Origin of the sequence: Nesterenkonia sp. Act20 (assembly GCF_019173455.1) — a bacterium.
In the GTDB taxonomy this organism is placed as follows: Bacteria; Actinomycetota; Actinomycetes; order Actinomycetales; family Micrococcaceae; genus Nesterenkonia.
The window spans coordinates 1-18,952 of sequence record NZ_JADPQH010000002.1; the positions used below are offsets into that span (position 1 = coordinate 1).

The 18,952-nt window shown below is 66.5% G+C and carries 17 protein-coding genes and 1 rRNA gene; 3 read left to right on the forward strand and 15 right to left on the reverse strand.

The window, feature by feature from the left end; all coding sequences use genetic code 11:
- The 5 genes from IY716_RS09650 to IY716_RS09670 form a co-directional block, all read right to left on the reverse strand.
- A 16S ribosomal RNA gene (locus tag IY716_RS09650) occupies nt 1–383 on the reverse strand; the annotation flags it as partial.
- A 717-nt stretch (nt 384–1,100) separates the two neighbouring features.
- Nucleotides 1,101–2,426, reverse strand: coding sequence for a tyrosine--tRNA ligase (tyrS, locus tag IY716_RS09655; protein ID WP_369699676.1), 1,326 nt, complete (start codon nt 2,424–2,426; stop codon nt 1,101–1,103).
- Nucleotides 2,427–2,463: 37 nt separating this feature from the next.
- Nucleotides 2,464–4,728: an AAA family ATPase gene (locus tag IY716_RS09660; RefSeq protein ID WP_255316779.1), complete on the reverse strand. Its 2,265-nt coding sequence runs from the start codon at nt 4,726–4,728 to the stop codon at nt 2,464–2,466.
- 143 nt (nt 4,729–4,871) lie between these two features.
- Nucleotides 4,872–5,546, reverse strand: a complete 675-nt coding sequence (locus IY716_RS09665; RefSeq protein WP_218221515.1) for a DNA-3-methyladenine glycosylase — start codon at nt 5,544–5,546, stop codon at nt 4,872–4,874.
- 39 nt (nt 5,547–5,585) lie between these two features.
- Nucleotides 5,586–6,671, reverse strand: coding sequence for a GTP-binding protein (locus IY716_RS09670; protein WP_218221516.1), 1,086 nt, complete (start codon nt 6,669–6,671; stop codon nt 5,586–5,588).
- Nucleotides 6,672–6,759: 88 nt separating this feature from the next.
- On the opposite strand from IY716_RS09670, the gene ykgO reads away from it, so the two are divergent.
- On the forward strand, nt 6,760–6,882 hold the full coding sequence (gene ykgO, locus IY716_RS09675; protein ID WP_084479720.1) for a type B 50S ribosomal protein L36: 123 nt from the start codon (nt 6,760–6,762) through the stop codon (nt 6,880–6,882).
- Here ykgO and IY716_RS09680 read toward each other — a convergent pair.
- Genes IY716_RS09680 through IY716_RS09690 form a run of 3 tightly spaced genes read right to left on the reverse strand, consistent with a single transcriptional unit; the run spans nt 6,863 to nt 10,346 of the window.
- Complete coding sequence (locus IY716_RS09680; RefSeq protein ID WP_218221517.1) at nt 6,863–7,612, reverse strand: lytic transglycosylase domain-containing protein; 750 nt, start codon at nt 7,610–7,612, stop codon at nt 6,863–6,865. The two genes, ykgO and IY716_RS09680, sit on opposite strands and share 20 nt — an antisense overlap.
- Before the next feature lie 17 nt (nt 7,613–7,629).
- A complete protein-coding gene (gene argH, locus IY716_RS09685) occupies nt 7,630–9,108 on the reverse strand; it encodes an argininosuccinate lyase (RefSeq protein WP_218221518.1) in 1,479 nt (492 codons plus the stop codon).
- On the reverse strand, nt 9,108–10,346 hold the full coding sequence (locus IY716_RS09690) for an argininosuccinate synthase (protein ID WP_218221519.1): 1,239 nt from the start codon (nt 10,344–10,346) through the stop codon (nt 9,108–9,110). Before IY716_RS09690 ends, argH begins: the two co-directional genes overlap by 1 nt.
- A 164-nt stretch (nt 10,347–10,510) precedes the next feature.
- Here IY716_RS09690 and IY716_RS09695 point away from each other — a divergent pair, with 164 nt between their 5' ends.
- Nucleotides 10,511–10,969 (forward strand): ankyrin repeat domain-containing protein, encoded by a 459-nt coding sequence (locus IY716_RS09695; RefSeq protein ID WP_218221520.1) that lies wholly within the window; start codon nt 10,511–10,513, stop codon nt 10,967–10,969.
- A 20-nt stretch (nt 10,970–10,989) separates the two neighbouring features.
- Here the strand turns inward: IY716_RS09695 and IY716_RS09700 are convergent, their stop codons facing one another.
- From IY716_RS09700 to argC, 6 genes are all read right to left on the reverse strand, one after another.
- Complete coding sequence (locus IY716_RS09700) at nt 10,990–11,490, reverse strand: arginine repressor (protein ID WP_218221521.1); 501 nt, start codon at nt 11,488–11,490, stop codon at nt 10,990–10,992.
- 1 nt (nt 11,491) lies between these two features.
- Nucleotides 11,492–12,466: an ornithine carbamoyltransferase gene (argF, locus tag IY716_RS09705; protein WP_218221522.1), complete on the reverse strand. Its 975-nt coding sequence runs from the start codon at nt 12,464–12,466 to the stop codon at nt 11,492–11,494.
- On the reverse strand, nt 12,463–13,731 hold the full coding sequence (locus IY716_RS09710; protein ID WP_218221523.1) for an acetylornithine transaminase: 1,269 nt from the start codon (nt 13,729–13,731) through the stop codon (nt 12,463–12,465). Before IY716_RS09710 ends, argF begins: the two co-directional genes overlap by 4 nt.
- The gene (gene argB / locus IY716_RS09715; RefSeq protein ID WP_218221524.1) at nt 13,728–14,672 is read right to left on the reverse strand and encodes an acetylglutamate kinase; all 945 of its coding nucleotides are present in this window, start codon (nt 14,670–14,672) and stop codon (nt 13,728–13,730) included. The genes IY716_RS09710 and argB overlap by 4 nt, the downstream gene beginning before the upstream one ends.
- Before the next feature lie 74 nt (nt 14,673–14,746).
- The gene (gene argJ / locus IY716_RS09720; RefSeq protein ID WP_218221525.1) at nt 14,747–15,946 is read right to left on the reverse strand and encodes a bifunctional glutamate N-acetyltransferase/amino-acid acetyltransferase ArgJ; all 1,200 of its coding nucleotides are present in this window, start codon (nt 15,944–15,946) and stop codon (nt 14,747–14,749) included.
- Nucleotides 15,943–16,974 (reverse strand): N-acetyl-gamma-glutamyl-phosphate reductase, encoded by a 1,032-nt coding sequence (gene argC / locus IY716_RS09725; protein WP_218221526.1) that lies wholly within the window; start codon nt 16,972–16,974, stop codon nt 15,943–15,945. The genes argJ and argC overlap by 4 nt, the downstream gene beginning before the upstream one ends.
- 103 nt (nt 16,975–17,077) lie before the next feature.
- Here argC and IY716_RS09730 point away from each other — a divergent pair, with 103 nt between their 5' ends.
- Nucleotides 17,078–18,085: a quinone oxidoreductase gene (locus IY716_RS09730; protein ID WP_218221527.1), complete on the forward strand. Its 1,008-nt coding sequence runs from the start codon at nt 17,078–17,080 to the stop codon at nt 18,083–18,085.
- Between the two features lie 32 nt (nt 18,086–18,117).
- Here IY716_RS09730 and nagB read toward each other — a convergent pair whose 3' ends face one another.
- Nucleotides 18,118–18,900, reverse strand: a complete 783-nt coding sequence (gene nagB, locus IY716_RS09735) for a glucosamine-6-phosphate deaminase (RefSeq protein WP_218221528.1) — start codon at nt 18,898–18,900, stop codon at nt 18,118–18,120.
- Nucleotides 18,901–18,952 lie beyond the last annotated feature (52 nt).

The following is an 18,952-nucleotide window of genomic DNA, read 5'->3' on the forward strand; positions in this document are numbered from 1 at the left end:
CTTTCGCCCATTGTGCAATATTCCCCACTGCTGCCTCCCGTAGGAGTCTGGGCCGTGTCTCAGTCCCAGTGTGGCCGGTCACCCTCTCAGGCCGGCTACCCGTCATCGCCTTGGTGAGCCTTTACCTCACCAACAAGCTGATAGGCCGCGAGTCCATCCAAAACCGATAAATCTTTCCACCAGCACCCCATGCGAGGACTGGTCGTATCCGGTATTAGACCCAGTTTCCCGGGCTTATCCCAGAGTTAAGGGAAGGTTACTCACGTGATACTCACCCGTTCGCCACTAATCCAACCGTGCAAGCACGGTCTTCATCGTTCGACTTGCATGTGTTAAGCACGCCGCCAGCGTTCATCCTGAGCCAGGATCAAACTCTCCATTAAAAATTAATAAGAGATCAGCATCCACAATCAACAACGAGAAGAACCAGACCTTGCCAGAAAAACAAGGTCCTCACGATTCCACCATCATTGATCACAGACACCGGAATGAATCCTTGGCTAAATTTGCGATCATCACCACGGGGGTGGTAATGTCGCTGTTATTAACCAAATAAATAATTTGGTATCAACAAACTTGGCACACTATTGAGTTCTCAAACAACAACCGCTACCGGCACCATCAAGAAGTTTATGTTTTCCTGAATCGCTCCGAAGCAACTTTTCAAGCTTACCAACAAGCTTTCGCTTCGTCAATTCGATGTTTCCATCGAGTTTCTCGATGTTCTCATCTGAATTTGTGACGCCAGACCGTTCTCGTCTTCGTTCCTGCAAGTGCTGCTGGAGCGAAGCTGAACTCGTCGTCTGCGCGGTTCTCAACTCTACGTCCTGGTGTCTGACTGAGTCAACTCGAGGTCAACCCAGAAACAACACCGGGTTTCACCGGAGTCTCGAACCCTTCCCCGAACGAATCGGTGAAGGAAAGCTATATGGTTTTCAAGTCCTGCTCGGCCGCTGCGGTCCGCTTCAAGCTTTTCCGCTGCGCCCTTGAGCACGAGATAGAACTTTACACAGACTCTTCGGGCCGTGCAAACCAAATCCGGTGCGACCTCGGTCACACGTCTGGATGCCTGTGACCTGGGGGTTTTGAGGTCCTGCCACTCAGGAGCGGTGGACCAGCGCGAGGTTCTTCTTGCCCCGCCGGATGAGCAGGAACTTCCCGTGCAACCACCTTGAGGCGTCCACAACGGAGTCGCCGTCGTCGATCTTTTCGTTGTTGATGTAGGCCCCGCCGTCTTTGATGGCACGGCGCGCTTCACCGTTGGACTTCACCAATCCGGTGTCGACCAGCAGCCGCACCGCGGTGGCGCCCTCCGCCGGCACGCTCGCGCTGGGCAGCTCGGCGGAGACCGCGTGCAACGTGGGTTCATCGATGTCGCTGAGCTCGCCGCGACCGAAGATGGCGGCAGAGGCGTCGATGACCTTAGCCGTGGCGTCTTCGCCGTGCACCAAGGAGGTGACATCCCAAGCCAGGGCACGCTGGGCCTCGCGCTTGAAGGATTCTTCCTCCACAGCCCGCTCAAGCTCGGCGATCTGCTCGCGGGTGCGGAAGGTGAAGACCTTGAGCCGGTCGATGACATCAGCATCGGACTGGTTGAGCCAGAACTGGTAGAACGCATAGGGCGAGCAGAGCTCGGAATCCAGCCAGATGGCATTGCCCTCGGACTTGCCGAACTTGGTGCCGTCCGAGTTGGTGATCAGCGGAGTGCCGAGCGCGTGCACCTGGGCGTTCTCCGCACGACGGACCAGCTCCGTGCCGGAAGTCAGGTTGCCCCACTGATCGGACCCGCCGAACTGCAGCGTGCAGCCATACTGGCGGAACAGCTGCAGGTAGTCGAAGCCCTGCAGGATCTGGTAGCTGAACTCGGTGTAGGAGATGCCCTCATCGGAGTTCAGCCGCTTCGCGACGATGTCCTTCTTGATCATGGTCCCGACGCGGAAGTACTTGCCGATGTCGCGGAGGAACTCGATGGCGCTCACTCCCTGGGTCCAGTCCAGGTTGTTGACCATGGTCGCGCCGCTGTCCCCGTCGAAGGAGATGTAGTGCTTGATCTGGTTCTGCAGCGAGGTGACCCAGCCGGACACGATCTCGGGAGTGTGCAGGGTCCGTTCGCTCGAGGGCCGCGGATCCCCGATGAGTCCGGTGGATCCCCCCACGAGCGCCAGCGGCCGGTGGCCGGCGAGCTGGATGCGGCGCATGGTCAGCAGCTGCACCAGGTGACCGAGGTGCAGCGAGGCAGCCGTGGGATCGAAACCGCAGTAGTACACGATCGGCTCACCCGAGAGCGCCTGTTCCAGAGCCTCTTCATCGGTGGAGACATGGACCAGCCCGCGCCAGTTCAGCTCCTGCCAGACATTCTCGAAGCTTGCGTCGTTGCGCTGGTCGGCCAGCGCCGGGTTCGTGGATTCGAGGCTCGTCTGGGTCACAGCAGGTACGTTACCAATCATCTCGGGCCGGGCGGGGCTAGAACCCGGCGGGAAGTTCCCGCGCCGCCACGACGTGCAGGGCGTGAGTGGGACGGGTGAGCGCGACGTAGAGGCTGCCGACTCTGCCGGCCGTCTCCTCAAGGATCTCGGCAGGCTCGACCAGGACCACGGCGTCGAACTCCAGGCCCTTGGCCTCATCAGCGGAGAGAGCGAGGATGTCCTCGCTCAGTGAGCCGGCTCCCCGGCCCACTCGAGAACCGAACTGGCTCACCAGCGCCCGACGGGTCGCCCCGAGCAGACGCTCCGGGACGATCGCGGCGACCAGCCCCTCCCCCACACGCTCATGCTCGGCCTGCACGGCTGCCGTCGCGGCGGAGATCAGCTCATCGGACTCAACCTGCTCCACCACCGGTGGATACTCGCCCTCCCGGACCGTGCGCAGCGAGGTGGTCTCCAGCCCATTGGCCGCGGCCACCCGCTCCGCCAGCTCGACGATGGTGCCGGGGGTGCGGTAGTTGACGGTCAGCTCCTCCACGCGCATCCGCTCCCCCACGAACGGCGCCATGGCCTCCGGCCAGCTCGAGGCCGCGGAGGGCGAGGAGCCCTGGGCGATATCCCCGACGATGGTGAAAGACTTCAGCGGGCAGCGGCGCATCAGCACGTGCCACTGCATGGGCGAAAGCTCCTGCGCCTCGTCGACCACGACATGGCCGTAGGTCCAGGTGCGGTCGACCTGCGCCCGTTCCGCGGCGGTGAGCCGAGGCCCGGATTCGGTGTTCATGTCCACCACAGCCTGGGCGTCGAGGAAGCCCTCGATGCCCATCTCTTCCAGCTGCGGGGTGGCGTTCTCCACCGCGCGCTGCGCGTTCTCCAGTGATCGTGCCTGGGCGGCCTTCTGCCGCGCCGCCTCTCGTCCTGCGGAGACGTCAAGGGTACCGAGGAGCTCGGCTGCTTCATCGAGCAGCGGCACGTCAGCGCTGGTGAAGGGGCTGCCGGGCTCACGCCGCAGCAGGTCGCGCTGTGCAGGGCTCAGCTGGGGAGCCACATCAGCGAGGTAGGCAGGCTTGGCGAAGAGGTCCTCCAGGAGACCCTGCGGGCTGCGCGGCATCCAGCACAGGTTCAGCAGCACCCGCACGTCGCGGGCGCTGCGCACATCCTCGGTCAGATAGGACCGGTCGGCCTCGTTGCCCTCGGAGCGCTTCTCGATGATGCGTTCGAGCTTCTCGGCGATCTCCTTGACCAGGACCTTGACGAAGGTGGTGCGTGCTTCGTTATAGGGCTTGCCTGTGGCGCGCGCGCGCTCCAGCGCCCGGTTGACCATCTTCGGAGTGACTCCCACTCGGGTGCCGTCCACGGTGACGTCGCGGACCTCGGGGATGGTGCGCTGCCGGTGCCTCACCGCTTCCGCGATGATCTGCACCCAGTCAAGCCGTCCCTTGAGCTCCTCGACCTGCGGGTCCTTCTCCTCGATGCCGCGCACCCCGGGGAAGAGCTCAGAGAGGGAGGACAGCACCACACCGGTCTCACCCAGAGAGGGCAGGACGCGGTCGATATAGGACATGAAGGTGGAGTTCGGTCCCACGATCAGCACGCCGGCGGACTTCAACCGGTCGCGGTTGCTGTAGAGCAGGTATGCCGCACGGTGCAGCGCCACCGCGGTCTTGCCGGTGCCGGGCCCGCCCTGGACCACCATGACGCCGGGCATGCCGGCGCGGATGATGCGGTCCTGCTCGGACTGGATGGTCGCGACGATGTCGCCCATCTGTCCGGTGCGCCGGGCGGTCAGCGCCGCGAGCAGCGCGCCGTCGCCGTGGTTGTGGCTGTCCTCCTCCAGCATGGAGGCGTCCAGCACATCGTCTTCCACACCGTGGACCTCACGCCGCTTCAGCAGCAGATGACGACGACGCCGGACCCCCTGCCGTTCGAAGGCGGTGGCCTGGTAGAAGACCCCGGCTTCGGGAGCGCGCCAATCGAGCATGAGCCGCTGGTGGTTGGCGGCGGTGAGGCCGATGCGTCCGATGTACCGGCATTCTCCGGAGTCGTGGTCGAGCCGTCCGAAGACCAGCCGATCGTCCACCGCGTTGAGCTGAGCGAGGCGGTCCTCGTACATCGCGGCGAACGCGTCGCGCTCCGAGGCGTTCTGCATGGTGCCGCTGGATCCGACGCTGCGGACCTTCGCGAGCTGGGCCTCTTTCTCGGCGCGCAGCTCATCGAGCCTGGAGTACAGCAGGCCGACGTACTCCCGCTCTTCCTCCACTCCGGCTTCGAGGCCGGGCACAGGGATGTCGTTGTCGTCGGGCATCATCTCGGCCGTGGCCGAGGAATATGAGTCACTCATCAAGCAGCGCAGCTCTCCGTCGCGAAATTGCTGACCATCGATCATACCTCTATTCGTGTGAACCGGAGGTGACACACTTCTCCACCGCTGTCAGCCGCTGTCCCCCGCTAGGAGCTGATCTCGGCGGGGACGTTGCGTCCGGCGCGGTAGGCCGAGACGGTGGGGTCCGCATCGAGCCAGTAGCGCCACGGATAGCGGGTGCTGCCTCCAGTTCCGGAGACTCCTACCCGCGGACCGCTGCGGATCTGATGAGCATTGACCGCTGCGCTGGGTGGGACCAGCGTGAACTCCACCGCGTCGTGGCTGCCTGGCGTGACATGCGTGGTGTCTGCGATGTCCACGGCCCGGGCATCCATGCTCAGGGTGATCCCGAGCCCCTGCCCCAGCCGCCCCGGTCCCGAGAGCAGCTTCGCACCGGTGTCGCGGCCGCCCCGCCGTTCGATGGCCAGCTCGCGGCCCTGCAGCACCTCACCGGCGCGCAGCAGAACCCCGCCCGCGGTGCCCTCGCTGTTGCAGGCCAGGTTCAGACAGCGGTGGATGCCGTAGTTGAGGTACACGTAGGTATGACGCGGCGGTCCGAACAGCGCCGCGTTGCGGGCGGTCTTGCCGTTGAAGCTGTGCGCGCCCGGATCCTCTCCCTGGTCCCCATACGCCTCGACCTCGGTCAGCCGCACGCGGACGGTACCAGCAGACGTGGCGACGCTGAGCTCGCATCCCAGCAGCGCGGGCGCCAGCTCGGTGGCGTGGGCGTCGAACAAAGAGCTCAGCTGCGCAGAATCCATCCATCCATGATGGCAGAGGCCCTGGGATTCCCCTGTGGATCAGTTCTCAGACACCGATTCCCAGCCCGGAAAGGGGTCGGCAAACTCTTGCCACAGCGTCGGTCCCGCATGGAGCTCCGCATCTGTGACAGCGGCGGCATCGAGCGCGGCGGTGAGGCCGATCGGATCCAGATCCACGCCGATGAAGGCGAGCTCCTGGCCGATTGCCAAGAGCTCATCCGTCGCACCAGTGTCGTCATCATCCGTGGCCGGCGTCAGGGAGATGACCTGTCCGACGTGATCCCACTGGGCGGTGATGTGCGAACGCGTGGCCAATCTGGCAAACCCGGCGGAACGGGCTACTCGGCCGAATTCCTCCGCCTCCACGCGTTGATCCAAGAGGTCCTTCAACCTTCCGGGATGGAACGGTCTGAGCTGCTCATAGCGCACTGCGGAGACGCGGTCATGCTCTCTGCCGGGATCGAAGTCGCCGTTCAAGACACACATCCATCCGGCGCGAGTTTCCTCGCCCGTGTAGCCGGCGGCGGGCACGTCTCCGTGTGCCCACGATTCGGCCACGGAGCCCGGGGTTTCGCCCGCGCACTGGACGTCGGCTCGTGGACTCAGATGCGCCACCAGCGCAGTCAGCATCAGGAGCTCCTCCCGAGCCAGCTGAGACCAGTTCACCAGGACCACCGTGGACGCGTATTCGATCTGTTTCACGATGATCTCGGCTCGACAGACATATGAGAGATCTCCGCGCGCTGTCCAGCGCTGGTCCGCCTCCAAGACCACATAGTCGGCGCGGAAGAGGTCATCCAGAAGGTGGCTGGCATCGACCACACAGAACAGCTCCCTGAGCCGCGCGGTCTGTCCCTCCGCCTCGTCGTCCCGTTGAGTCAGGGACCCGATGACATCGGTCGCCCCGGTGGCCAGCGGATACTCGATCACCAGCTCGGGCGCCGGGTGCACGATGCCCAGCAGTCCGAGTGCTGATTCCACCGCAGAGGCGTCTTCCGCGATCCGCTCGGCCGGCAGCAACACCGACTCCCGTCTGAGCGCGAGGTCTCTGGCGAAGCGCCCCCGTTCGGGTGCACATGCTCCCATCACCGCCATGACTTCGACCTGTTGGCTGAGACCGCTCATCCTTGTGCCCTCCTGCCTGTTTCGCTTAGGAACCTTCAGGTAGCGTAGCATTATTGATAACGATACTCATTAACACTAGGAGGTTGAGATGAAGGTAAGAAACTCACTGCGAGCACTGAAGAACAAGCCCGGGTCACAGGTCGTCAGGCGGAGAGGCCGCACCTACGTGATCAACAAGAAGAATCCACGGCTCAAAGCTCGTCAGGGCTGACGTAGCCCTGGGCGTAGGAGGCGACGTCGTTGACGTATTCCACCGACTGGTTATACGCAACGACGGCGTCCACCCAACCGTCGTCCGAGGTCAGCTCTCCGCCGCTTTCGCACAGGTAGACCGCGGCCGTGAGCGCCGCGTCGTCGAACTGGTGCGGATCTGACTGACCGTCGCGATCGCCGTCCTGGGCATAGAGGCCCCAGGTCACCGGGATGAACTGCATCGGCCCCACCGCACGGTCCCATTCGGGGTCCCCGTCCAGGATGCCGCCGTCGGTGTCGGGGATCTCCGCAAATCCAGGGCCGCCGTCCAGCGGGACGCCGATGATCTGCGGGGAGACCTGCCCATCCTGCTGGACCCGCGAGTCTGCGTAGGTCCCATGCTGGGACTCGACCTGGCCTATGCCGGCGAGCGTGTTCCAGCCGAGCCCACAATCCGGCCGGGTCTGGCCCACCAGCAGAGCGGCCCCGCTGTAGGCGGCCAGGGCGCGCTCAGGGATGCCCGTGCGCTCGGCCACGGCAGCGAGCCACTGCTCATCGACAAGCTCGGCGATCGGGACCCACGGCTCCCCCGGTGCGGGAACCTGCGCGGGCTCGGCCGGTTCGGGGGTGCGCTGATCCGGGGCGTCCGGGTAGTCCCGTGCTGGGGACTCTCGGGGCTGGGCGCAGCCGCTGCTCACGAGCAGAACCGCCCCGGCCAACACGGCCAGGGCGGTTCGGGGGGCGCTCATGCGCTGGGACTCATCGCTCAGCTGACGCTGTCCGGACCGACATTGCTGCCTGCGGACGCGATGAACTCCTCAATGGGCTGCAGCTGTGACTTGAGCTCGGCCAGCTGTTCGGTGACCGCGGCGGGGGCCGTGCCGCCGCGCGAGGACCGGGAGTTCAGCGACCCGAAGGTGGTGAGCACCTCACGGACCGCAGGGCTCAGCTCCGGGGAGATCCCGGCCAGCTCCTCGTCGGTGAGGTCCCAGAGTTCGACGTCGCGGGATTCAGCGATCCGGACCGCCTCACCCGAGAGCTCGTGGGCCACGCGGAACGGCACACCCTGGCGGACCAGCCACTCGGCGATGTCGGTGGCCAGCGCGAATCCGCGCGGGGCGAGCTCGGCCATCCGTTCGGTGTTGAACTCCAGCGTGGCGATCATTCCGGAGACCGCGGGCAGCAGCAGCTCCAAGGTGTCCACCGCGTCGAAGAGCGGCTCCTTGTCCTCCTGCAGGTCCCGGTTGTACGCCAGCGGCAGGCCCTTGAGCGTGGCCAGCAGCCCGGTGAGGTCACCGATGAGCCGTCCCGATTTTCCGCGGGCGAGCTCTGCGACATCCGGGTTCTTCTTCTGCGGCATGATCGAGCTGCCGGTGGAGAAGGCGTCGTCGAGCGTGACGAAGCTGGCCTCTTTGGTCGCCCAGAAGATGATCTCCTCGCTGATCCGCGAGAGGTCCACACCGATCATGGCGCTGACCCAGGAAAACTCGGCGTAGACATCGCGTGCGGCGGTGCCGTCGATGGAGTTCCAGGCCGCCTGGTGGAAGCCGAGCTCCTCCGCGACCTGCTGGGGGTCGAGGCCCAGCGAGGACCCCGCGAGCGCTCCGGAGCCGTAGGGCGAGGTGGCGGCCCGCTGATCCCAGTCCAGGATCCGCTGCAGGTCTCGCAGCAGCGCCCAGGCGTGGGCCAGCAGGTGATGACTCAGCAGCACCGGCTGAGCGTGCTGGAGGTGGGTGCGTCCGGGCATGGGGGCGTTCGGATGTGTCTCCGCCTGGGCGATGAGCGCTTCGATGGTTCCCAGCACGCCTGCTCCGATGACTCGAGCATGATCGCGCAGGAACATGCGGCCCATCGTCGCGATCTGGTCATTGCGTGAGCGACCGGCGCGCAGCTTCCCGCCCAGATCCTCCCCGGCACGTGCAAGCAGACCGCGCTCCAGCGCCCCGTGGACGTCCTCGTCGCTGACAGCCGGCCCGAAGGCTCCGGAGAGCACATCGGTCTCGAGCTGGTCGAGGGCGGCCAGCATGCCGTCTCGCTCCTCGTCGGTGAGCAGACCGGTGCGGTGCAGCACTCGAGCGTGCGCGCGGGACCCGGCGATGTCATAGCGGGCAAGCAGGAAGTCGAAATGCGTGGACTTGCTCAGCGCTGCCAGCGCATCGGCGGGACCGGTGGCGAACCGTCCGCCCCAGAGCGCCCCCTCGTTGGTGCCATGCTTCCCTTCGGCTGCACCCGGGTCCTGCGCCATCAGCGGTCCAGGCTGCCGAGGCCGGAGAAGTCCGGCTTGCCGTGGATGCGCTGCTCGCGCTGGGAGGCCACCTTGGAGGAGAGGCCGAAGATGTCGATGAATCCACGGGCGCTGGACTGATCGAATGCATCGCCGGCGTCGTAGGTGGCCAGGCTGAAGTCATACAGGCTGGTCTCGGAGCGGCGGCCCTGCACTGTGGCGCGACCGCCGTGCAGCTCCAGGCGGATCTCACCGGAGACGTACTTCTGGGTCTCGTCGATGAACGCGTCGAGGTTGCGCTTGAGCGGGGAGAACCACTGGCCGTCGTAGACCAGCTCGGTCCAGCGCTGATCCACGGTCTTCTTGAACCGGGCCTGCTCGCGCTCCAGGGTGATGTTCTCCAGCTCGCGGTGCGCGGCGATCAGTGCCATCGCGCCCGGAGCCTCGTAGATCTCGCGGGACTTGATGCCGACCAGGCGGTCCTCGACGATGTCGATCCGACCGATGCCCTGGGCGCCTGCGCGGCGGTTGAGCTGCTCGATGGCCTCCAGCGCGGTCACGGTCTGACCATCCAGCGCCACGGGAACACCCTGGTCGAAGGTGATGTTCACGACGTCGGGTGCTGGCGGGAAGGAGGGGTCCTCGGTGTAGTCGTAGACGTCCTTGGTGGGGCCGTTCCAGATGTCTTCGAGGAACCCGGTCTCCACGGCGCGACCCCAGACGTTCTGGTCGATGGAGAAGGGGTTCTTCTTGGTGGTCTCGATCGGCAGGTCGTGCTTCTCGGCGTACTCGATCGCCAGCTCACGGGTCAGCGCAAGGTCGCGGACCGGGGCGATGCACTTGAGCTCTGGGCCCAAGGTCTGGATGCCCACCTCGAAGCGGACCTGGTCATTGCCCTTGCCGGTGCAGCCGTGGGCCACGGTGCTGGCGCCGAACTGCTGGGCAGCGGCGACCAGATGCTTGGTGATCACCGGACGCGAGATTGCAGAGACCAGCGGGTAGGAGTCCATGTAGAGGCCGTTGGCCTTCAGCGTGGGCATGCAGTACTGATCGGCGAACTCGTCACGTGCGTCGGCGACGTAGGCCTCGACGGCACCGCAGTCCAGGGCACGCTGACGCACGGTCTCCAGGGACTCGCCGCCCTGTCCCACGTCGACGGCGACGGCGACGACCTCCTGGCCGGTGGCTTCGGCGATCCAGCCGATGGCCACGGAAGTGTCGAGGCCGCCGGAATAGGCGAGAACAATACGATCAGTCACAGCGGATCTCCTTGAAGAACGGAATTTTGGCTCGGGAACACTCTACATAATTATTCGCGTGTCTGCATAAAATCGAGATCGGTGAGAGGGACTCGCTGTCAGGCTATCCGTTCCATGACGATCACGGGGGTGCTGGCGGTTCGGGCTCAGATAGACTTGCGGCCATGTCACAAGACTCCCCCCACTCGGCCGATGCCCCGGAGAACCAGCAGCCCACCGACGCCGGCACCGAAGAGCTGACCGAGGAGCAGATGGAGTTTCTTGCCTCGATGTTCGATGTGGCGCGCTCGGGCAAGACCGAGGAGCTGCTGGACCTCGTCGACCGGGGCCTGCCGGTGAATCTGACCAACGACAAGGGCGATTCGCTGCTCATCCTCTCGGTCTACAACGACCACACGGACCTCGCGAAGGGCCTGCTCGCACGCGGAGCCGATGTCCACAGGATCAATGATCGCGGGCAGACGGCCCTGGGCTGCGCAGTCTTCCGGCAGAACGAGGAGGCCACGAAGGCGCTGCTCGAGGCCGGCTCCGACCCGCAGCTGGGACGGCAGAGCGCCTACGCCGTCGCAGAGATCTTCGGCCTCGATGCCATGCGCGCCGTGCTCGACGCACACCAGAGCTGAACTAGCCCACCAGAGCTGAGCTAGCTGCGGCCCTCGGCGAAGCCGGTGAACCTGTCAGCGACGGCGGCTCCTCCGGTCGGACTGGTGGTCACCACCATGATCGTGTCGTCACCGGCGATGCAGCCGAGCACCTCGGCCAGGCCGGCGTGATCCACTGCGCTGGCCAGGAACTGCGCGGCCCCCGGAGGGGTGCGCAGAATGACCAGATTCGCACTGGACTCGGCCGAGACCAGCAGGTCCTTGCACAGCGCGATCAGCCGCGCCGTCGTCGTCGCCTCGGTCTGATCGGCCTGGAGCTCCCGGTCGTGCCCGTCGGAGGGCACCGCGTAGATCAGCGAGCCCTGGGCACCGCGCACGCGTGCGGCGCCGATCTCCTCCAGATCCCGGGAGAGGGTGCCCTGGGTGACCGTCACTCCCGCGTCGGCCAGGCGCTGGGCAAGCTCGGCCTGGGAGCGCACCGAGGACCGGGTGATGAGCTCACGGATCTTGGCGTGCCGCGCGGTCTTCGTGGTCGGGGTCATCTCAGCGCGTCCCGGCCCGGACGAGCCGCTCGGTCTCGGCATCGGCAAGCCCGGACTCCACCAGCAGCCAGGCCATCAGCGCCTTCTGCGCATGCAGTCGATTCTCAGCCTCGTCCCACACCACCGACTGGGGGCCGTCGAGGACCTCGGCGCTGATCTCCACCCCACGGTAGGCCGGCAGGCAGTGCAGGACGACGGCGCCGGGTGCGGCCTGTGCCATGGCCGCGGCATCCACCCGGTACTCACCGAAGAGCTGAAGCCGGGCCTCCTTCTCCTGCTCCTGGCCCATTGAGATCCAGGTGTCGGTGGCGACCACCTCGGCTCCGCGCAGCGCTTCGGCAGGGTCGCTGGTGATCAGCACGCTGCCGCCGGTCTGCGCGGCGCGCGCACGGGCAGCCTCGACGATGCGCGGCTCCGGCAGGTAATCCTGGGGTCCGGCGATGCGGACGTCCATGCCGGCGTTGACCCCGGCGAGGAGATAGGAGTTGGCCATGTTGTTGGCCGCGTCGCCGAGGTAGGCGAGCGAGCGGCCCTGCGTGGTGCCGAGCTGTTCCCGCACGGTGAGCAGATCGGCGAGCAGCTGGCACGGGTGGTAGTCGTCGGAGAGCGCGTTGATCACGGGGACGCTGCTGTAGGCGGCCATCTCCTTGAGTCCGGACTGCGCGTAGGTGCGCCAGATGATCAGGCTGACCATCCGGTCCAGCACCCGGGCCGTGTCGGCGATGGTCTCCTTGTGCCCGAGCTGGGACTCTCCGGGATTGACCACCAGCGGGGAGCCGCCCAGGGCGGAGATTCCCGCGGCGAAGGAGAACCGGGTACGCGTGGAGGTCTTGTCGAAGAACACCGCGGCGGTCTGAGGTCCCGCCAGCGGTTTGATGGCGTAGGGGTCTGCCTTCATCGTGGCGGCGAGGGTGAGCACCTGATCCAGCTCAGCCGGGCTGAGGTCGAGATCGGTGAGGAAATGGCGGATTCTCATGAGGTGCTCCTGCGGTGGATCTCGGGAAGGGCGTCGATGAAGCGCTGGATCTGCTCGGTGGTGATGATCAGCGGAGGGGCCAGGCGCAGCGTGGTCGGGCCGGTCGCGTTGATGATGAACCCGGCCACCAGGGCGGCGGCCACCATGGCAGGCGCCGGTGCGCCGCGTGCGCCGGAGGAGGTGCTACGGCCCGAGGGGCTGCTGGCGTCAGTGCTGCCATCAGGTTCGGTGGCGATCTCGATGCCGATCAGCAGGCCGTGGGCGCGCACCTCGGTGACGAAGTCCAGGGCCTCGAGCCGCTGCTGGGCATACCTGCTGACGTGGCGCACGTGGGCGAGAAGATCCTGGGATTCGATCACCTCCAACGTGGCCAGTGCGGCCGCGGTGGCGGCGGGGTTTCCGCCGAAGGTGGTGCCGTGCTGTCCCGGGTTGAGCAATGAGCTGGTGTGCTCGCCGAAGGTCAGCATCGCACCGATGGGGAATCCACCGCCGAGCCCCTTGGCGAGCGTCATCGCATCCGGGATCACCGGAGCGCTCTGCTCCGGGGCGGAGGCGAACCAGGTGCCGGTGCGTCCGATGCCGGTCTGGACCTCGTCGAGGATCAGCAGTGCCCCGGCGGCCCGGGTGATTTCTCGGGCCTGCTCCAGGTAGCCGACCGGGTGCCCGCGCACGCCGGCCTCCCCCTGCACGGGTTCGATGATGACGGCCGCCACGGTCTCATCCACCGCAGCCCGCAGCGCCTCGACGTCTCCTGCCGGGACCCATTCAACCCCTCCGGCAAGCGGCTCGAAGGGCTCACGGTAGCTGGGCTTATGGGTCATCGCCAGCGCGCCCATGGTCCGCCCGTGGAAGCCGTGCTCCAGCGCGATGATGCGTGGCCTGGATTCGCCCCCGTGCCGGCGAGCAATTTTGAAGGCTGCCTCGTTGGCCTCGGTGCCGGAGTTGGCGAAGAAGGCCTTGGAGCCCGACGGCGCGTGGGCCAGCTCCAGGAGCTTCTCGGCCAGTGCGATCTGGGTGGGGCTGGTGAAGAAGTTGGAGATGTGCCCCAGCGTGTTCAGCTGTTCCGAGACGGCACTGGTGAGCATCGGGTGCGCATGGCCCAGCGCGTTGACCGCGATCCCTGCCAGCAGGTCCAGGTACTCGCGCCCATCGGCGTCCCAGACGGTGACTCCGGAGCCGCGGACCAGCACCTTCTGCGGGGTGCCGAAGACCCCCAACAGAGAACCGGTGTACCGGGTGAGCAGCTCTTCGCCGTGGCCGCTCATGCGCTCTCCTCATCGGGCACGATCTGCGTGCCGACGCCCTCGGTGGTGACGATCTCCAGCAGCATCGAATGCGGTTTGCGGCCGTCGACCACGTGGGCGCGCGGCACGCCGGACTCCACGGCCTTCAGTGCGGCGGTCATCTTCGGGATCATGCCGGACTCGAGGCTGGGCAGCATCGCTCGCAGGTCGCTCGCGCTGAGCGAGGAGATCAGCGAGGACTTATCGGGCCAGTTCGCGTACAGGCCCTCCACATCGGTGAGCATCACCAGCTTCGCTGCTCCCAGGGCGGAGGCGACGGCGGCGGCCGCAAGGTCGGCGTTGACGTTGAGCACCTCGCCGGTGGGCTGGGCATCAGGCTGGTCCGAGTCGAACTCCGGGGCGATGGTGGAGATGACGGGGATGCGGCCGGCCGCCAGCAGGTCCTTGATCGCATCCGGGTTCACTCCGGTGACCTCTCCGACCAGGCCCAGGTCCACGGTCTCCCCGTCCACCTCGACGCTGGTCCGCACGGCCTGCAGCAGAGCGGCATCCTCCCCGGAGAGTCCCACCGCGTAGGGTCCGTGGCTGTTGATCAGCCCGATCAGCTGGCGTCCGACCTGCCCGGTGAGCACCATGCGGACCACGTCCATGGCCTCCGGGGTGGTCACCCGCTGGCCGGCGCGGAACTCGGACTCGATGCCCAGGGTCTGCAGCATCGCGTTGATCTGCGGTCCCCCGCCATGGACGACCACCGGGTTGACGCCCACGTGGCGCAGGAACACCACGTCCTCGGCGAAGGCGCGGCGCAGCTCATCGTTGACCATGGCGTTGCCGCCGTACTTGATCACGATGGTCTGGCCGGCGAACTTCTGGATCCACGGCAGGGCCTCGACCAGGACGGCGGCCTTGTCACCGGCAGCGCTGAGGCTTCCGGCGTCGCGGGGTTTCAGGGTGGATGTCATCGGGTCCTCTGCGGGGTGTGATGCTGCGTGCTGAGCTGCCGCGAAATGGGCGGCTGCGTACTGGGCTGAACGGGTCAGGTGGAGTAGGCGGAGTTCTCGTGGACGTAGTCATGAGTCAGGTCATTGGTCAGGATCGTGGCCTCCCGATCTCCTGATTTGAGGTCGATGACCACCTTCACGTGTCGACCGCTGAGGTCCACCAGGGCGCGATCCTCACCGATCCCCCCGGCCCGGCAGATCCAGACGCCGTTGACGGCCACGTCGATGGTGCTGGGATCGAAGTCCACATCGGTGGTGCCGACTGCGGAGAGGATCCGGCCCCAGTTGGGGTCCTGTCCGAAGATCGCGGTCTTGAAGAGGTTGGATCGCGCCACAGAGCGTCCGGCGGTCTCGGCCTGCTCCTCGGTGGCCGCATGGATCGTGGAGATCGCGATCTCGTGGTGTGCGCCCTCCGCGTCAGCGATGAGCTGGCTCGCGAGGTCCTGGCACACCTGGTTCAGCGCTGTCTGAAACTCCTCCAGGTCCACGCCTGAGGGGTCGGCGTCCGGGTGCGCGCCGGAGGCCATGGCGATCACGGTGTCGTTGGTGGACATGCAGCCGTCGGAGTCTGCCCGGTTGAAGCTGATCCGCACGGCTTCGCGCAGGGCGGCGTCAAGGTCAGGCTGGGAGATCACGGCGTCGGTGGTGACCACGGAGAGCATCGTGGCCATGCCGGGGGCGAGCATTCCCGCACCCTTGGCCATGCCGCCCACGGTGAAGCCGGCGCCGTCGGCGGTGGCGACCTTCATCACCGAGTCCGTGGTCATGATCGCTTGAGCAGCCTGGTGCCCCGCGGTCTCGTGGGGGTCGAGCTGGGCCACCGCCGTGTCGATGCCGCCCAGCAGCGCGGGCATGTCCAGCCGCTCACCGATGAGTCCTGTGGAGCAGACGAGCACGTCCCCGGCGGAGACATCGGCGCCGCCGGCCTGCAGCTTCTCCGCCACCACCTCGGCGGTCTGATGCGTATCGGCGAAGCCCGGCGCTCCGGTGCATGCATTGGCGCCGCCAGAGTTCAGCACGACGGCGTCGGCCCGGCCGTCGACGATTACCTGCTGGGACCACAGCACCGGTGCTGCGGCGACCCGGTTGGTGGTGAAGACTGCCGCTGCATGCTTATCGGGTCCTTCATTGCGCACCACCGCGACGTCGCGGGGCAGGCTGCCGTCGGCGGCGGCAGATTTGAGCCCGGCGGCGACTCCGGCGGCGGTGAATCCTCGGGCGGCCGTGACACTCATGGGGTGACTCCCAACAGGTTGAGCCCGGTGGTCTCGTCGAGGCCCAGGGCGATGTTCATGGATTGCACGGCGCCGCCCGCCGTGCCCTTGGTCAGGTTGTCAGCGGCGGAGACGATGACCGCTCGCCCGGCGTGTGAGTCGACGGCCAGCTGCAGGGTGACGTGGTTGGAGCCGACGACCTGCTTGGTGACCGGCCACTGGCCTTCGGGGAGCAGGTGGACGAAGGGCTCGGCGTCGTATTGCTGGTGATAGGCGGCGCGCAGCTGCGCCTCGGTGGTGCCGGGGGCGAGCTTGGCCGTGGAGGTCGCCAGGATCCCGCGCGACATCGGCGCCAGGGTCGGGGTGAACGAGATCTGCACCGGGGCTCCCGCGGCATGACCGAGTCCCTGTTCGATCTCGGGGGTGTGTCGGTGCACTCCCCCGACCCCGTAGGGACTCATACCGCCGATGACCTCGGCGCTGAGCAGGTGCGGCTTCAAGGACTTGCCCGCACCAGAGGTGCCGGTGGCCGCGACGATGACGATGTCGGTGGGCTCCACCAGACCTGCCGCCAGCGCAGGGGCCAGTCCGAGCATGATCGTGGTCGGGTAGCAGCCGGGCACGGCGATCCGCCGGGCACCGGCGAGCTTGGCCCGCTGACCCGGCAGCTCGGGGAGTCCATAGGGCCAGGTGCCCTGATGGGCCGAGCCGTAGAACTGCTCCCAGGCGGAGGCTGATTCCAGCCGGTGATCCGCCGCGGCATCGATGACGATGGTGTCCTCGCCCAGCTGCGCCGCGATCTCGGCCGAGGCGCCGTGCGGAAGCGCGAGGAACACGACGTCGTGACCAGCGAGGTTCTCCGCGGTCGTCTCGCTGAGCACCCGATCGGCCAGCGGGATCAGCTGCGGCTGGAGCGCTCCCAGTCGCTCCCCAGCGCTGGAATGCGCGGTGACGGCGCCGATCTCCACCTCAGGGTGGCCAGCCAGCAGTCGCAGAACTTCTCCCCCGGCATAGCCGGAGGCGCCGGAGACGGCGATCTTATAGGTCATGCTCAGCAGTCTAATCGGATATATGCGGCTTATCCAATATTTATGCAATACGCTGGCAAGGGAACTTCGTCCATGCAGGCCTGTGTTGGGTACGCTTGCCGCCATGAATGAACAGAGCGTTTTCCCAGAGGATCTGCCGGACAGGGCACGAGTGGTGCACGCCGCGCAGGCCGGGGGGACAGAGGTTCTCGTCCCGGCCGAGGTGGCCATGCCTGAGCCCGGCCCCCACCAGGTGCTGGTGGAGACCGCCGCCGCGGGCGTGAACTTCCTCGAGACCTACCAGCGCAGCGGCGTCTACCCGATGGAGTACCCCTTCACCCCTGGCACCGAGGCCACCGGCACGGTGCTTGCCGTCGGTGAGGCGGTGGAGAGCCTCTCCGCAGGCCAGCGCGTGACCACCATGGAGGCAGCCAGCGGCACCTATGCCTCGCATTTCCTGGTCGACTCCTCCAAGGCGGTCGCGGTGCCCGACGAGGTCACCGATGAGCAGGCTGCCGCGCTGCCGCTGCAGGGCATCACCGCCCACTACCTGATGAACTCCACCTACCGGGTCGCCCCCGGTCAGACCGTGTTGACTCACGCCGGAGCCGGCGGGGTGGGGCAGATCCTGACGCAGCTGCTCAAAGCCAAGGGAGCCCGGGTCATCACCACCTGCTCCACCGAGGAGAAGGCTCAGATCGCCCAGGCCGCGGGCGCCGACTACGTGCTCGGCTACGAGAACTTCGCCGAGAAGGTCCACGAGATCACCAAGGGCGAGGGTGTGGCCGCAGTGTTCGACGGCGTGGGCAAGGATACGTACCTGGGCTCGCTGGAGTCTTTGGCGGTGCGCGGCACCTTTGTGCTCTACGGCGGCGCCTCGGGCCAGGTGCCTCCGTTGGATCCACAGGATCTGAACCGACGGGGAGGCCTCTACCTCACTCGACCCTCCACGCACTGGTACCTGCGCAACGCCGAGGAGCGCTCCTGGCGCTACGCCGAGCTCTTCGACTCGCTCACCGGCGGGGACCTGAAGCTCAGCATCGGTGCCAGCTACTCGCTGGAAGACGCCGGCCGGGCGCACGATGACCTGGAGAACCGGCGCACCACCGGCAAGCTGCTGCTCACCCCCTGAGGGTCGCCGCAGCACCTCGCTGAGGGGGCAGGTCAGAGGCCCTGCCAGGCCGGCTTCGCGGCGTAGGTCTGCCGGTAGTAGTCGGCGAGCTGAAGTCGTGACGCCGCGGCTTCGTCGACGAGCACCGTCGCGTGGGGGTGCAGCTGCATCACCGTGGCGGGCCACAGAGCCGAGATGGGCCCCTCCACGAGCTGATGCACCGCTTCGGCCTTGTGCCTCCCGCTGGCGAGGAGAACCAGGTGCCGCGCTTCGGATATGGTCCCGAGCCCCTGCGTCACACAGTGCACCGGGACCTGGTCGACGTCGCCGTCGAAGAACCGCGCATTGTCTGAGCGCGTCTGCGGAGCAAGCGACTTGATCCGAGTGCGCGAGCTCAGCGATGAACCCGGCTCGTTGAAGCCGATGTGGCCATCGGTTCCGATACCGAGGAGCTGGAGATCCACTCCCCCGGCCTCGGCAATAGCCTGCTCGTACTCCGCGCAGGCGGCTGGGATGTCGGCCGCGAGCCCGTCAGGGCCGTGGACCCGCTCAGCGTTCCAGTGCACTCGATCCACCAGCTCCTCCGCGATCACATTGCGATACCGCTGCGGGTGATCGGCGGGGAGCCCCACATACTCGTCCAGCATGAACCCCTGGGCCCGCGCGAAGGACAACCCGCGCTGCTCATGCCGATGAATCAGCTCTCCGTAGACCGCCAGCGGACTCGAGCCGGTGGCCAGTCCGAGGGTGGAGTCGGCCTCACGACGCAGCAGCTTCTCTATCGCGTCGGCGGCGAGCCTGGCCTGTTGGTCGACTGGGGCAATGATGACCTCCATCACCAATCACGTCCTTCTCTCGTTTCGGATCTGCGGCTTCAAAGTCGTCTCG

Coding starts and splice junctions, on each gene's coding strand:
- IY716_RS09660 (WP_255316779.1), bottom strand. CDS start 4,728: ATGCCCGACGACAACGACATCCCTGTGCCCGGCCTCGAAGCCGGAGTG.
- IY716_RS09665 (WP_218221515.1), bottom strand. CDS start 5,546: ATGGATTCTGCGCAGCTGAGCTCTTTGTTCGACGCCCACGCCACCGAG.
- IY716_RS09670 (WP_218221516.1), bottom strand. CDS start 6,671: ATGAGCGGTCTCAGCCAACAGGTCGAAGTCATGGCGGTGATGGGAGCA.
- ykgO (WP_084479720.1), top strand. CDS start 6,760: ATGAAGGTAAGAAACTCACTGCGAGCACTGAAGAACAAGCCCGGGTCA.
- IY716_RS09680 (WP_218221517.1), bottom strand. CDS start 7,612: ATGAGCGCCCCCCGAACCGCCCTGGCCGTGTTGGCCGGGGCGGTTCTG.
- argH (WP_218221518.1), bottom strand. CDS start 9,108: ATGGCGCAGGACCCGGGTGCAGCCGAAGGGAAGCATGGCACCAACGAG.
- IY716_RS09695 (WP_218221520.1), top strand. CDS start 10,511: ATGTCACAAGACTCCCCCCACTCGGCCGATGCCCCGGAGAACCAGCAG.
- IY716_RS09700 (WP_218221521.1), bottom strand. CDS start 11,490: ATGACCCCGACCACGAAGACCGCGCGGCACGCCAAGATCCGTGAGCTC.
- argF (WP_218221522.1), bottom strand. CDS start 12,466: ATGAGAATCCGCCATTTCCTCACCGATCTCGACCTCAGCCCGGCTGAG.
- IY716_RS09710 (WP_218221523.1), bottom strand. CDS start 13,731: ATGAGCGGCCACGGCGAAGAGCTGCTCACCCGGTACACCGGTTCTCTG.
- argB (WP_218221524.1), bottom strand. CDS start 14,672: ATGACATCCACCCTGAAACCCCGCGACGCCGGAAGCCTCAGCGCTGCC.
- argJ (WP_218221525.1), bottom strand. CDS start 15,946: ATGAGTGTCACGGCCGCCCGAGGATTCACCGCCGCCGGAGTCGCCGCC.
- argC (WP_218221526.1), bottom strand. CDS start 16,974: ATGACCTATAAGATCGCCGTCTCCGGCGCCTCCGGCTATGCCGGGGGA.
- IY716_RS09730 (WP_218221527.1), top strand. CDS start 17,078: ATGAATGAACAGAGCGTTTTCCCAGAGGATCTGCCGGACAGGGCACGA.
- nagB (WP_218221528.1), bottom strand. CDS start 18,900: ATGGAGGTCATCATTGCCCCAGTCGACCAACAGGCCAGGCTCGCCGCC.